Source organism: Pseudolactococcus reticulitermitis (assembly GCF_002260845.1).
Classification (GTDB): Bacteria; Bacillota; Bacilli; order Lactobacillales; family Streptococcaceae; genus Pseudolactococcus; species Pseudolactococcus reticulitermitis.
Genome location: NZ_BEDT01000005.1, coordinates 131,721 through 145,603, shown reverse-complemented (window position 1 = coordinate 145,603; position 13,883 = coordinate 131,721). Strand labels below are relative to the sequence as shown.

Annotated in this window: 16 protein-coding genes; 2 read left to right on the top strand and 14 right to left on the bottom strand. The window is 40.5% G+C overall.

All coding sequences use genetic code 11. The annotated features are described in order from the left end of the window. Positions 1 to 649 precede the first annotated feature (649 nt). The 14 genes from RsY01_RS09480 to RsY01_RS09425 form a co-directional block, all read right to left on the bottom strand. Complete coding sequence (locus RsY01_RS09480; protein WP_094785297.1) at positions 650 to 973, bottom strand: DUF1292 domain-containing protein; 324 nt, start codon at positions 971 to 973, stop codon at positions 650 to 652. 20 nt (positions 974 to 993) lie between these two features. Further along, positions 994 to 1,419, bottom strand: coding sequence for a Holliday junction resolvase RuvX (gene ruvX / locus RsY01_RS09475; protein ID WP_094785296.1), 426 nt, complete (start codon positions 1,417 to 1,419; stop codon positions 994 to 996). After that, a complete protein-coding gene (locus RsY01_RS09470; RefSeq protein ID WP_061773735.1) occupies positions 1,416 to 1,682 on the bottom strand; it encodes an IreB family regulatory phosphoprotein in 267 nt (88 codons plus the stop codon). Before RsY01_RS09470 ends, ruvX begins: the two co-directional genes overlap by 4 nt. A 158-nt stretch (positions 1,683 to 1,840) precedes the next feature. Beyond that, on the bottom strand, positions 1,841 to 2,761 hold the full coding sequence (locus RsY01_RS09465; RefSeq protein WP_094785295.1) for an aldo/keto reductase: 921 nt from the start codon (positions 2,759 to 2,761) through the stop codon (positions 1,841 to 1,843). Between the two features lie 189 nt (positions 2,762 to 2,950). Next, positions 2,951 to 3,085 carry a 50S ribosomal protein L34 gene (rpmH, locus tag RsY01_RS09460; RefSeq protein WP_003138207.1) on the bottom strand — a complete coding sequence of 45 codons (135 nt, stop codon included), beginning with the start codon at positions 3,083 to 3,085 and terminating at the stop codon, positions 2,951 to 2,953. Positions 3,086 to 3,230: 145 nt separating this feature from the next. After that, a complete protein-coding gene (jag, locus tag RsY01_RS09455) occupies positions 3,231 to 4,127 on the bottom strand; it encodes an RNA-binding cell elongation regulator Jag/EloR (protein ID WP_094785294.1) in 897 nt (298 codons plus the stop codon). Between the two features lie 70 nt (positions 4,128 to 4,197). Next, entirely contained in the window at positions 4,198 to 5,010 is an 813-nt protein-coding gene (locus RsY01_RS09450) for a YidC/Oxa1 family membrane protein insertase (protein ID WP_094785293.1), read from the bottom strand. 44 nt (positions 5,011 to 5,054) lie between these two features. Next, positions 5,055 to 5,405 carry a ribonuclease P protein component gene (gene rnpA, locus RsY01_RS09445; RefSeq protein ID WP_094785292.1) on the bottom strand — a complete coding sequence of 117 codons (351 nt, stop codon included), beginning with the start codon at positions 5,403 to 5,405 and terminating at the stop codon, positions 5,055 to 5,057. A 106-nt stretch (positions 5,406 to 5,511) separates the two neighbouring features. Continuing rightward, a complete protein-coding gene (gene argH, locus RsY01_RS09440) occupies positions 5,512 to 6,906 on the bottom strand; it encodes an argininosuccinate lyase (RefSeq protein ID WP_094785291.1) in 1,395 nt (464 codons plus the stop codon). 329 nt (positions 6,907 to 7,235) lie between these two features. Continuing rightward, positions 7,236 to 8,444 carry an argininosuccinate synthase gene (locus RsY01_RS09435; RefSeq protein ID WP_094785290.1) on the bottom strand — a complete coding sequence of 403 codons (1,209 nt, stop codon included), beginning with the start codon at positions 8,442 to 8,444 and terminating at the stop codon, positions 7,236 to 7,238. Between the two features lie 133 nt (positions 8,445 to 8,577). After that, on the bottom strand, positions 8,578 to 8,742 hold the full coding sequence (locus RsY01_RS10950) for a hypothetical protein (RefSeq protein ID WP_157905813.1): 165 nt from the start codon (positions 8,740 to 8,742) through the stop codon (positions 8,578 to 8,580). A gap of 69 nt (positions 8,743 to 8,811) precedes the next feature. After that, entirely contained in the window at positions 8,812 to 10,332 is a 1,521-nt protein-coding gene (locus RsY01_RS09430; RefSeq protein ID WP_094785289.1) for a glycosyltransferase, read from the bottom strand. A 50-nt stretch (positions 10,333 to 10,382) separates the two neighbouring features. Further along, positions 10,383 to 10,535, bottom strand: coding sequence for a bacteriocin (locus RsY01_RS10855; protein ID WP_133063210.1), 153 nt, complete (start codon positions 10,533 to 10,535; stop codon positions 10,383 to 10,385). Between the two features lie 4 nt (positions 10,536 to 10,539). Next, the gene (locus tag RsY01_RS09425) at positions 10,540 to 10,809 is read right to left on the bottom strand and encodes a hypothetical protein (protein WP_094785288.1); all 270 of its coding nucleotides are present in this window, start codon (positions 10,807 to 10,809) and stop codon (positions 10,540 to 10,542) included. A 401-nt stretch (positions 10,810 to 11,210) separates the two neighbouring features. Here RsY01_RS09425 and RsY01_RS09420 point away from each other — a divergent pair, with 401 nt between their 5' ends. Together RsY01_RS09420 and lysS are read left to right on the top strand one after the other, a co-directional pair. Beyond that, positions 11,211 to 12,140 carry an alpha/beta hydrolase gene (locus tag RsY01_RS09420; RefSeq protein WP_094785287.1) on the top strand — a complete coding sequence of 310 codons (930 nt, stop codon included), beginning with the start codon at positions 11,211 to 11,213 and terminating at the stop codon, positions 12,138 to 12,140. A 152-nt stretch (positions 12,141 to 12,292) separates the two neighbouring features. Continuing rightward, positions 12,293 to 13,780 (top strand): lysine--tRNA ligase, encoded by a 1,488-nt coding sequence (gene lysS, locus RsY01_RS09415; protein WP_094785286.1) that lies wholly within the window; start codon positions 12,293 to 12,295, stop codon positions 13,778 to 13,780. Positions 13,781 to 13,883: the final 103 nt, after the last annotated feature.

Sequence of the window (13,883 nt, the reverse complement as noted above, 5' to 3'; positions counted from 1 at the left end):
AAAAAGATTAAAGCCTGCTCTGCCAATCATAATCAACGCCTCCTTTGCTGTCAAATGTTTCATTTTTATGATTTATTTTCTAATCTTCTTAACCAATCTTTACTTATACCATAAAAATACTATACTTTATTTTAATATATTTAGCATGTTTTATCAACTATTGATTATATTTTTTTATAACGAAAACTTTTTTAAGTTTACATTGCTATTATCTCGTTTTTTTCACATGTTTAAAGTGATTCTAAATACACTGAAACTTTTCTGATACAATTTCTCAACATTTCCTCTATTGCAAGCATCATCTATGGGTAGAAAGACAGCTTTTTATATTGTCATCAAAAAAGTGGGATATAGAGTGTCTCTAGTTCAGGATCTTTCGCCAAATATTCATAAATCTCAGGGATGGCTTATCTCTCAAATTGTCTTGAGTACGCTGTATTTTGGCGTTTACGCTGAAGAGTGCCACTTTCAAAAAATCGGTATCTAACAACTCAAACGAATATTTCGACATCAGAAAAGACCTTCCTTTTGGGAAAGTCTATAGTCTTGGGGTCACATCACAATCAAAATTGATTGGACTAGTTTGTTTTTTCTTTCAGTAACTGGGGACTTTTGTCTCAGCATCTTCCAGAGTTTTATTTTAGTCAGGTTAGTCTTGTTCTTCTACAAAGGTATTAAAGACTTCTTCAATCATATCCCATTCTTCATTTGCATCTTCTGGGATTGGCAAAAGGTCTCCTTCAGTGCCGTCTTCACTTTGTGTGTAAGCATAGGCTTGGATTTCAACTTCACCATTTTCATCTTCTTCCGCACCGGCTGGCACAACGAGGACATAGTTTTTGCCAAATTCTTCTTGACCATCGATTGTCAAAAGAATTTCAAATAAGGTTTCATTGCCGTTGTCATCGATCAACGTGATAAATTCTTGCTCATGTTCATGGTTGTGATCATGATGATGTGTCTGTTCAGTCATTTTTTACTCCGTAATCTAGTTTATAAGGTATGGCTATCAAGGTAGTTCTGTAAAATCAGCACAGCCGCCAATTTATCAATATATTTTTTGCGATTTTCACGACGTGTGTGGCCTTGAATTAATATTTTCTCTGCCTGAGCTGTCGTGAGCCGTTCATCTTGATAATCGACAGGAATCCCAAATTTTTCCAACAACAAATCACCATAATGACGACTGGCTTGCGCCCGAATCCCTTCGTCGTTATTCATGTGTTTCGGCAAGCCTAAGACAAATTTAGCAGGCTTGTACTCTGTGACAAGCTCTGCCAAACGCTCAAACCCATAATCTGCTTTTGCTTCATTAATCCGAATCGTCTCAACAGGCTGAGCTGTATAGCCTAACAAGTCGCTGACGGCTACGCCGACAGTCACGCTACCGACGTCTAACCCCATTAACCGTTGCATCAAAGTGCGACACCTTGATCCTTGAGGTAATTTTTAATCAATTCTTCAACGATGTCATCTCGGTCAAAACGACGGATTTTGTTTCTAGCATCGTTGTGGCGCGGGATATAAGCCGGGTCACCTGATAAGACATAACCGACCATTTGGTTAATCGGATTGTAGCCTTTTTCGCCGAGAGACTTGTAGACACTGACGAGTGTTTCGCCAATTTCTTTTTTGCTCGAGTCATCAAACTCGAAACGAACTGTTTCATCTGTAAAACTCATATCTTCACCTCACTTCTGTAGTTTTTGAGTTAATTTCATTATAAGGTATTTTTACAAAAAATTCAAACAATAGTCTTCGTTTTCGAGATTGATGTCATTTAAAACAAAAAAATGCTGACTTTTCCTTTATATTAGGAAATAGCCAGCATTTTTTACGCTTATGGCAAGATATTGCCGGCTGCCATATATAAGCTGTACCATTCTTCACGTGTCAGCACAATATCGGCTGCTTCTGTCGCTTCGATAATGCGGGATGGCGTCATCGTACCCAGAATCGTTTGAATCTTAGCAGGATGGCGGTTGATGAAGGCGACCGCAATACCAGACGGTGTCACCTTGTATTGGTCTGCAAGTTCTTGCAATCTAGCATTGAGCTCAGGGAATTTTTCAGTATCGCCAACAAAGACACCCTCGAAGAAGCCGTATTGGAAAGGCGACCAAGCTTGAATCGTCATCTCTTGAATGCGTGAATATTCCAGAATACCACCATCACGAACCAGACCTGCTTGATTTTCCATATTGACATTAATGCCCGCGTCAATCATGCCAGTGTGTTTGAGACCAAATTGCAGTTGATTGATATTCATTGGCTGTTTAACAGCTGTTTTCAAGAGTTCGATTTGACTAGGGTTTTGATTGGATACCCCGAAGGCACGAACTTTACCAGCTTTTTCAAGTTGAGAAAAGGCTTCTGCAACTTCTTCAGGTTCAACCAAGGTATCTGGACGGTGCAAAAGCAGGGCATCCAGATAGTCTGTGTCTAAGCGTTTCAAAGAGCCTTCAACAGCCTCGATGATATGGGCTTTTGAAAAGTCAAAAGCAATGCCTGGTCGGATGCCAACTTTAGATTGGAGATAAATATCTGAACGTGAGATACTCGTTTCTTTCAAGGCTTGCGCGAAAATCGTTTCGCACTCGCCACGACCATAGATGTCTGCATGATCAAAGAAATTAATCCCGTTATCATAAGCTGTTTGGATTACCTCAACAGGATTTTTTCCTGCTTCGTTAATGCGCATACAGCCTAAAATAAGTTGGCTAGCTGTCATGTCCGTATTAGCAATTTGAATTTTTTTCATGGTAAGTGCCTTTCTTGATTTGTAATCGTTTCCATTACCATTGTATCAAAAATTGGGCAAAGATGTCTGTAAAAACTATATATATTTTAAGTTCTATTCAGTTTATTTTTGGAAATATTGCTTTCATCATTATTAAAAAGACAACAAAAAAAAACATAGGCTCGAGTATCTATGTTCTTTTTAGCGTTTTTATGCAGTCAAAACTGCGCGTCCTTTACGACGACGGCTAGCAACGACGCGACGGCCGTTTTTAGTAGACATACGTTTACGGAAACCGTGTGTTTTTTGACGTTTACGTTTACTTGGTTGAAAAGTGCGTTTCATAATGTTTCTTCCTCCTGTACAGAATTTTTGATTGTCGGTAAACCAACAATCTTATGTCTAGCCTAGGCTTTTGATCAGTTACTAAACATACCCTAATATTCTATCGTTTTTACCGATAATTGTCAAGGTATTCTAAATTTTTATCTTAATTTTCTTTTGTCACAACGATATAGCGACCGCTGTCACGTCCGACAGAACGGCTGGTAACGCCTGATTCAAGCGAGATAATCGCATGGACGATTTTACGTTCATTACTTTGTAAATCGTTGATATAGACTGTTTCACCATGACGCGCACGTTTCGCTGCATGGTGGGCTAAACTTGTGATATAGACTTTGCGTTTTTCGTGATAATCGCCAACGTTAATCGCCAAGATAACACGCTCTTCCGTCAAACTATTGGCGTAAGCCTTAGCCAAAACTTGCAAAGCTTGTAGAATTTTACCATGCTTACCGATTAACAAACCATCTTGTGATGATTTCAGATTAAAAATAATCAGATTACCATCATTTTGGGCTGAAACCGTTGCTGGCACGCCCATATCTTGTGTAATCAAAGTCAAATATTTGGAGACTTCCTTAATCACTTTATTTTGATTTTGTGTCAGCGCGTCTTCTTCTACTAGGGATTCCGGAACACTCTGAAGTTCAAATAACTTTCTGACTGCGATTTCATTTTTAGCTTCTTCGATAATCGCTTCTTTGTCTTCTTGGCTCAAATCACCTGTGCTAGCTTTTTCAGCTGCTTTGACGGCTTTCACCACTTGTGACAATTCAAGCGTTGCTTCCATGGCAGACTGAACCTTTGGTGATTCGGCGACGAAATCGGCATCTAAACCACGTGTCGCAAGTCTATCTGCCTGACGAACAGTTTCTTCATGAATCGCATCAATATTAACCCGCGCACGCTTTTTACCGATGCCCAGAAAGCCTTTCTTATCTTTTTGTTCGATTTGAATATGGACATTTTCACGTTTGGCGCCGAGTTTTTTCAACCCGCGCTCAATCGCTTCATCTACTGTATTTCCTGTAAAAATAGCCATTTCGTTAACTACTCCTTTATGAGGTATTGCTTTGATATTCATTGACTTGCCTGGGACAAGTGCCTAATGATTATTTTTTCTTCTTAGCTTTTGCCAATGCTTTTTGACGGGCTTTTTCTTTATTTTTTTCAGCATTTGCCTTGGCGGCACGTTCTTCTTGAAGCTTGAACGGATTGTTCAAAAGCAGAGTTTGGAAGACTTGGTAGGCATTTGAAACCGTCCAATAAAGCGCGACACCGGCTGCAACGCTTATCCCCATCAAGAAGATAAGCACTGGCATCACATAAGTCATGGCAGTTGTCATGCCATTCTTTTCAGGTGCTGCTTTCATGGTCAACCATGAGCTGGCAAAGGTAAAAAGTGCGGCAAGGATGGGCAAGATAAAGTAAGGGTCATGACCCGAAATATCAAACCAGAGGAAGTGCCCATCCCGCAGAAAACCAACACGGGTAATGGCTTGGTACAAAGCCCAAAGAATCGGCATCTGAACAAGCAGTGGTAAACAGCCCATATACGGATTGACACCATGTTCTGCATAAAGTTCCTGTGTTTTTTCAGCAACGATGCGTTTGCTTTCAGCGTCTTTACCTGGGTACTGCGCTTGAATTTTTTTCAATTCAGGCTGCACTTCCTGCATTTTGCGCGTTGATTTTGTTTGAATGTGCATCAACGGCAACAAGAGCGTTCTGATGACGAGGGTGAATAAAATAATACCTAGACCGACAACACCACCAAATGAGAGGAAGCGGATAATTTGGGCAAAGCCGTAGACAAATTGCTCCCAAATACCACTTGTGTGTCCTGTAATATCTGTGCGACCACAGCCTGTTAAAATAAGGATGGCTAGTCCTGATAGGCCGACTAATTTAAGTTTTTTCTTCACAATTTTCCTTTTCTATTCACGATATTTCTAAAAATTGGTACTGATTATGCTTCTGTTTTGTGATAAATTTTTGCGACTTTCAAAACATGCATCAAATTTTTTTGCACCTCAGCAAAGGTCAAGGTTTCAACGCCTTTTCGGCAGACAATCACAAAATCTGTCTGTGATAAATTAGCTGAAAGTGGCATTAAGGCGTGTCTGACAAGCCGTTTGACACGATTTCGAGTGACCGCATTGCCTAATTTCTTGCTGACTGAAATCGCTACTCTAAAATGGGGTGTTTGAGAAGGTAATTGGTAGACCACAAATTTCTTGTTAGCCGTTGATTTTCTGGCAGAAAAAATGTTATCAAAGTCAATCTTTTTCTTAATTCGTAAAGCTTTTTTGATTGCCAAAATAGATTCTCCTACAGTAATTTATCTACCCAATTCTACCATAAATATGCAAAAAATGCACCCTGTCAAAGGTACATTTCTGATTTATTCGACTGAAAATGACACGTCATGCCTTTTCAGAGTTCTCTTTTTTCAAAGCTGCCTGCGCCAAAGCAATTTGCATCTTGACTTGCTCAAAGCCTGTCCCACCATAGGAATTACGGCGTTGAACAGCAGTCCGTGACTTCAAAGTCTCATAGATGTCCGCTTCGATGAGTGGCGAAACTTCTTGGTAGCGCGCTAATGGCACATCTTGCAAATAATAGCCCGCTTTCGTGCATGCTAGCACCATTTCCCCGACGATTTCGTGCGCTTGGCGGAAAGGCAACCCCTTGGCAGCCAGATAGTCCGCCAGCTCTGTGGCGTTCGAGAAATCTTGCTCAGTCGCCTCAGCCATGACCGTTTCGTTGACCGACAAGGTTGAGAGCATGCCTGCCATAACATCAAGGCTAGTCAAAATCGTCTCTGCCGTGTCAAACATGCCTTCCTTGTCTTCCTGCAAGTCCTTGTTGTAGGCCAAGGGCAGAGATTTCATGACCGTGAGCAGGCCGAAAAGATTGCCATAAACGCGTCCAGACTTACCCCGAATCAGCTCAGCCATATCCGGATTTTTCTTCTGTGGCATGATTGACGAGCCTGTTGAGAAAGCATCCGATAAGGTCACAAACTGAAACTCATGGCTACACCAAAGGATAATCTCCTCACAAAAACGTGACAAATGCATCATGAGGATACTGGCATTACTGAGAAATTCGAGGATAAAATCACGGTCACTGACCGCATCCATCGAATTCACATAAACATCGCTAAAGCCCATAAGCTCAGCAGTTTCTTTCCGGTCAATGGGGAAAGTCGTGCCAGCAAGTGCCGCCGCTCCTAGCGGCGAAATATCAGCGTGTTGCATATTAGAGCCAAAACGCTCAAAATCGCGGGTCAACATACTGTAGTAAGCCATAAGATGGTGACCAAATGAAATCGGCTGGGCATGCTGCAAGTGTGTATACCCAGGCATGATTGTCTCGACGTGATTTGAAGCTAGGTTGACAATGACCTCACGCAAGTTTTCCAATTTAGCCATGGTTTCTGATAAGGTATCTTTCATCCAGAGGTGCATGTCTGTTGCCACTTGGTCATTGCGCGAGCGAGCGGTGTGGAGCTTGCCTGCGACTGATCCGATTTCAGCGTGCAGGTAAGTCTCCATATTCATATGAATATCTTCGTTTTCGATTTTGAAGTCAATCTCGCCCGCCTCGTATTTGGCTTCAACTTTTTGGATGCCTGCCTTGATTTGTTCCGCTTCCTCAGTTGTTAAAATTCCCGTTGTTGCCAGCATGGTCACATGTGCAAGACTCCCTTTTAAGTCTTGGCGTGCCATTTTTTGATCAAAGGTAATCGATGCGCCGAAGGCTTCTGTTTTTTTATCTAGACTTTCTTCAAATCTACCGCCCCATAGTTTTGCCATGTTGTTCTCCTTTGTGCTATAATTGTTCGCTGTTAATTAGATAATTTTTAATGATTTTAGTTACGGTGCTTGACTTTAAGTGGTTAGTAACCACCGAAACTAATATGAGGTGCTTGATTTACAGCGGTTAGGTTCATTCTATCAAAAAAGCGCCTAATCTAGCGCCTTTAAGCGAAATGGTAACTCTCTGATTACTTTTAATTTCTATTTAACTATCTGGTAAAATCTCACGGCATTTCTTAACCAGACCAAGCGACATCTTTATAAAGATGATTGCCTTGAGTGTCTCAAATCCAGTTCTCTGACTTGGTTTATTTGATGACTATTATTTATTTTTCTTGTTCGATTTTATCCCAAACTTGGGCGTTGACTTGTGATGGCAGACCCCAAAGTTTGATGAAACCAACCGCTGCATCTTGATCAAATTCGTCAGCTGATGTGTAAGTCGCCAAGTTCTCATCATAAAGTGAGTTAGGTGACTTCCGGCCGATACAGATGGCATTGCCTTTGTAAAGTTTCACTTTCACGGTCCCATTGACAACTTCTTGTGTACTGTCGATGTAGGCTTTAAGCGCATCCGTTGCTGGATTGAACCAGAGCCCATTGTAAATCGTGTTTGAAAGTTCGTTTTCGATAACTGGTTTGAAATGCGACACTTCACGAACAAAAGTAATATCTTCGATGTCTTTATGCGCTTTCAGAATGACTGTCGCCCCTGGACACTCATAGATTTCACGTGATTTAATCCCGACCAGACGATTTTCTACGTGGTCAATCCGACCGATGCCGTGTTTGCCGGCAATCACATTGACATCATTGATGAGTTGGTACAAGGGTAATGCTTGCCCATTGAGCGCAACTGGAATGCCTTTTTCAAAGGTCAGTTCGATGAATTCAGCTGCATCTGGTGCATTTTCGATAGACGTTGTCATAAAGAAGGCGTCTTCTGGACATTCGTTCCATGGATTTTCGAGAATCCCCGCTTCAATCGCACGGCCCCAGAGGTTCATGTCAATCGAATACGGATTGTCAAGATCCGCAGGTACTGGAATGCCATTCTTTTTAGCATATTCGATTTCAGCCTCACGCGACCACTTCCATTCCCGAACAGGCGCTAACACTTTCAAGTCAGGCGCAAGCGAATGAATCGCCACTTCAAAACGAACTTGGTCGTTTCCTTTACCCGTACAGCCGTGAGCAATGCCGGCTGCACCTGTTTCCCGCGCCACGTCAACCAAGGCTTTTGAGATCAATGGACGAGACAAGGCTGAAACGAGGGGATATTTTTGCTCATACATGAGGTTACCTTTGATGGCGTAACCGACATAGTTATGGGTGAAATCTTCTTTGGCATTGATCACGTAGGACTCGCTAGCCCCAACGGTCAAGGCTTTTTCTTTGATGAAATCAAGGTCTTTGCCTTCGCCAACGTCCAAACAAGCCGCGACGACATCATAGCCCTCGTCAACGAGCCATTTGATGGCAACTGACGTATCTAAACCGCCTGAATAAGCGAGCACAATTTTTTCTTTTGCCATGTTTATCAATCCTCAATTTTCTTTGTTTTTTGATTATATATACATTTTACTGAATAAAAATACGATTGTCAAGTGGTTTTCTGTATATTTTTGCACTTTAGTTGATAATCATACCAAATTTAAGTGCTATTCGTTACTTTTCTTTCCTAAAATTCAGTTGTTCCAACAACCATGCCATATCATTTTCCTTTTCGTAAACAACGCTGGCAACTGTCAGCATAGCAACTTTGGCTAAAATTGTTTCCTCACTGCTTGTCAACTTTGTCTTATCGAGCGCCACTTCAAAAAAAATACCCAAAAGGGTATACAACTAAGCAATTTATTGGCAAATACTAAACAACTATTTATATCATTTAAAATTGATATCTCAATCCTTTAACAGATAATCTGTTGATTTGCCAAAACATTCTGACAGTGCTAAAATTTGTTGAATATTAGGATAACTTCGTTCATGCTCCCAATTTGCTATGACAGGTGGCGAAACAAATAATTTTTGAGCTAGACACTCTTGGGTGAGATTCAACGCTTGGCGCTCCAGTTTTATTTTTTTTGAAATATTGCCCCCTTTTATTTTACATAATTCTTCATCACTTAAATCAATCATTTTAAGAAATTTAGACTCGTTTTGAATCAATTCCAATGCCGCTTGATCCGTTATTTCTAAAGATAACTGAGCGGCATTTTTATAATCGCCTAAGCTAAACAAATATTTAACCGTGATGGCAGACGCATAGTCTTTAGACATCAGCGTTGTTTCAAAGGATGTTTCGTTGTTAATCTCAGCATACTGTTCTAAAAATAGTTCAAATTGCTTTTGTTGCTTTTGATGTTGCTTTAAAATTTTCCCTAAATTATTCATCGAAAGCATGAAATAATTATCAGAAAATAACCTCAATAATATCGCTGTTTTATCAATCAGTTCATCTATTCGACCAAGACTTAAAAGCAGCATGATATATTTCTGAGTCAGTGTATGAAAATCATCAGTTAACTGAAAATTATGTTTTTTCCAACCTTGCTTTTCTTTTTTTAATATGACGCGATTTACAAGTTTAAAATATCGCTCACTCTCGATTTCATCTCCCTGAGGAAAAGGAAAATTTAGCAACATCTTTATATTACTAGTGGATTTCTCTAGTTCTTCATTAACTAAGTTATTGTAACGTTCAGTTTTATTAAATTTTTCGATTTCTTCAGTGAGCGCACCTTGATTTTCAAGAAGAAAGTCAATTCTAACTTTCATTATTTTAGTATCATACAACTCCTCATGGATTTTATTAACATAATGCGTTGTGCCTTTTCGAAGCCCTCTTTCTGCAAGTGTAAAGCTACTTTGATTTGGTCTTTTTATTTTAAACTGAATTGCAACACTTTCATCACTGAGAGACGCTAGTAAAGCAGCTGTATTTCTTAATCTATTTTTATCAACATTTTCAAACAATATTTCATCAGAATCTACAAAAAAAATCCAGTCAGTTTTTACCTTAGAAATAACAAAATTTCTCATCACCGAAAAATCTTCAACCCACTCTTTTGAAAAAAGCTGCAATTTATCTGATTCTATTTTCTTGATTTGCTCAACTGTTTTATCTGTTGAACCAGTGTCAACAATGACAAACTCATCACACAACTCTAAAAGATTGGATATAGCAGAATATATTCGCTTTTCCTGATTTTTAACAAGCATTGCAATTCCGATTGTATTATTTGCTAAAAAATCTTGATATCTTAAATTTAACTTCTCAAAATATTCTCTCTTTGAGAGTGTTTCATAACTCTCTTTAAAAGCATTTTTCAAGTCAATTTTTTTAGCAATTTCTAGTATCTCTAAATAATTGATAGATGATGCCATAGATTCAATATCTTCAGTTAACCAATTTTTATACATAAAAACCTCTCATAATAAAAATAAGAGAGCAAGTAGCCTCTCTCTATTTTTTAATTTCCTGTTGCAGCGTTAAACACTTGACCTGCAAAGTTGACCAACGGTGCTAAAATTCGACCAACTGCATCATAGCGATAGCCGCCACCTTTTACAGCAGAAAGTTCAGCATCGTTCAGTTCTTCATATTGTGCAAAAATTTTGTCCATAGGTTCACTCCTCATAATTTTTTACATCCGCGTTGGGATATCTTGTTTGAATAGCATGTTGATAAGCTTTTGCATATTTTGAAAGGATAATTTTCTCAGTAGTGTTTTCATCTTTCAAATCTTCATACAATTCAGACAGCTTTACTGCCTTTACATGAGTAAACTCTTGATTGAGTTTAGCTTCAACTCTTTCAAAGTAAACTTGTTTTTCTTTTGAAAAAAGTAGTTCACGTCCTAGATACAAATCACTATCGATTTCTGTTACAAAATACATGGCATGTCTCCTAAATATTTAGCATTCGCTACTTGTTAAAGATAACGTCTTATCTTCATAGCTAAATTCTATCATAATTTTTCCACTTTTAACCCTCAATATTTTAAGGGTTCGGAATTTTCAATCTTCTGTTTTCTGTCACCTAAAAAGCGCTTATCAAATTTAGAATTCTAAATCTATCCTACATGATGGTTATCACTACTTATAGTATACATCAAATTTTTTAAAAAAATTTCCAGATGTCATAAACGACCCAAAATATACCACGAATGACCAAAAGTTTGCATGAGTGTCCAAAATATACCATGGATAACATCTAAAAACAACTACAAGCACGTTTTCCCAATCACAAACCAGTCTAGAAACAAGACGAGTATCCCACTTTTTGTTACAATATAAGCATGATAAAATTAAAAACAGGCTTTAAAATAATCGCAGGTCTCATCGCTTTCCTAGCCATCGCTTCAATCGGGGCTAGCTTCTACTTCTTCCATGTCGCACAGGTTCGGGGGGATAAACCCTTCCTTAGCAATGCGCCAACACCCAAATCGTCTCCCGTTTATCAGGATGAACAAGATTTTCTGAAATTAGATAAAGAAACTTTGTCTTTGAAAAATGACGGTCTGACGCTCAAGGCTTGGTATGTCCCTGCTGAAAAACCAACCGATAAAACAGTTATCGTCGTGCATGGCTTCAACAGTAAAAAGGAAGAAATGACAGCCTATGGCATGCTTTTTCACAAGCTTGGCTATAACATCCTCATGCCTGACAACCGCGCACATGGGGCATCTGACGGCACCTTGATTGGCTATGGGGTGACGGACAAGTACGACCTCATCAAATGGACAAATCAGCTGATTAAGACTAACCCTAAGTCTGAGATTACCTACTTTGGCCTTTCTATGGGCGCAGCCACTGTGATGATGGCGTCGGGTCAAGATTTGCCCAAAAACGTCGTCAACATCATCGAGGACTGTGGCTACAGTTCAGTCTGGGACGAGCTGACCTTCCAAGCCAAAGACATGTATAACCTGCCAGCCTTCCCGCTGCTTTATGAGGTGTCGGCACTCTCTAAAATCCGCGCAGGCTTTGCCTATGGCGAGGATGCCGCAAGTTCTGTCAAGGCGCTCGCCCACAACAAACTGCCCGTCCTCTTTATCCACGGCGCTGCCGATGATTTTGTGCCGACGGCAATGGTGAATCAAAACTATGCGGCAACAAAAGGCCCCCGCGAAAAATTCATCGTCAAGGGCGCTAAACATGCTGAAGCGCTTGAGACGGATAAGGCTGGCTACTATGCTAAAGTCGGCGCCTTTTTGGAGAAATATTAGGCTGAACCCAGCCAAAAACTAAAGATAGATAGAACACTAAGCGCTATCTATCTTTTTAGGATTAAAAATCATGTTGTTTCGCACCACCAACTACACAAATCTACTATAATATGATAAAATAAAAGCAATGAACTTTTAAATGGGAGAAAACAATGACTGATGACAATACAGTAGCATTAAACGACCAAATGCTGGTACGTCGCGAAAAATTAGAAACACTTCGCGAAGCTGGACTTGACCCATTTGGTAAACGTTTTGAGCGTGATGCTAACTCAGCAACTTTAAATGCTAAATACGCAGACAAATCTAAAGAAGACTTGCATGAATTGGCTGAACGCGCTACGATTGCTGGGCGGATTATGACCAAACGCGGGAAAGGGAAAGTTGCTTTCGCCCACATTCAAGACCGCGAAGGTCAAATTCAAATTTATGTCCGCAAGGATAATGTCGGGGACGAAGCCTACGATATCTTCAAACACGCTGACCTCGGTGATTTCTACGGCGTAGAAGGCGAAGTCATGCGGACAGATATGGGCGAGTTGTCAATCAAAGCTGATAAGATTACTTTCCTTTCTAAATCTCTGCGACCATTGCCTGAAAAATACCACGGTTTGACAGATACTGAAACCAAGTATCGCAAACGCTACCTTGACTTGATTTCTAACCGCGAAAGTTTTGAGCGTTTCGTGACACGTAGCAAAATCATCTCAGAAGTCCGTCGCTACCTTGACAGCCAAGACTACCTCGAAGTTGAGACGCCGGTGCTGCATAACGAGGCTGGCGGTGCTGCGGCCAAACCTTTCATCACGCACCATAACGCACAAGATATTGACATGGTCCTCCGCATCGCCCTCGAACTCCATTTGAAACGCCTCATCGTCGGTGGCATGGAAAAAGTGTATGAAATCGGCCGTGTTTTCCGTAACGAAGGCATGGATACGACGCATAATCCCGAGTTTACCATGTTAGAGGTCTACACCGCCTACACAGATTACACTGATGTCATGGACTTGACCGAGGGTCTCATCCAACACGTTGCCAAAGCAGCTGTTGGCAAAGATGTGGTCGATTACGAAGGGCAAACCATCAACCTCGCGGATAACTTCAAACGCATCCACATGGTTGATGCCATCAACGAAAAAACAGGCGTCAACTTCTTTGACATCGTTGATTTCGACGAAGCAGTTAAAGTCGCTGAAGCGCATGACATCAAGATTGAGCCTCACTTCCGCTGGGGTCATATTGTCAATGAATTTTTCGAAAAATATGTCGAAGCGACTTTAATTCAACCGACATTCGTCTATGGCCATCCGGTGGACATCTCACCTCTAGCTAAGAAAAATCCTGAGGACGGTCGTTTCACTGACCGTTTCGAACTCTTTATCGTGGGTCGTGAGTTTGGTAATGCCTTTACCGAGTTGAATGACCCGATTGACCAGCTGGAACGTTTTGAAAAACAAGCGAGCGATGCGGCAAACGGTGATGATGAGGCGACCGGCGTTGACTACGACTTCGTTGAATCTCTAGAATACGGCATGCCACCAACTGGTGGCCTTGGTATCGGGATTGACCGTCTGGTCATGCTCTTAACCGGCGCCCAATCTATCCGGGATGTGCTGTTATTCCCAACGATGAAATAAAATGAAAACCTGAGGACAAGTTATTTGTCCTCAGGTTTTTGCTGTAGCTCATACAAATTTCTACTGTAGCTAATACAATTTTTCGCTACTGCTAGTGTAATGT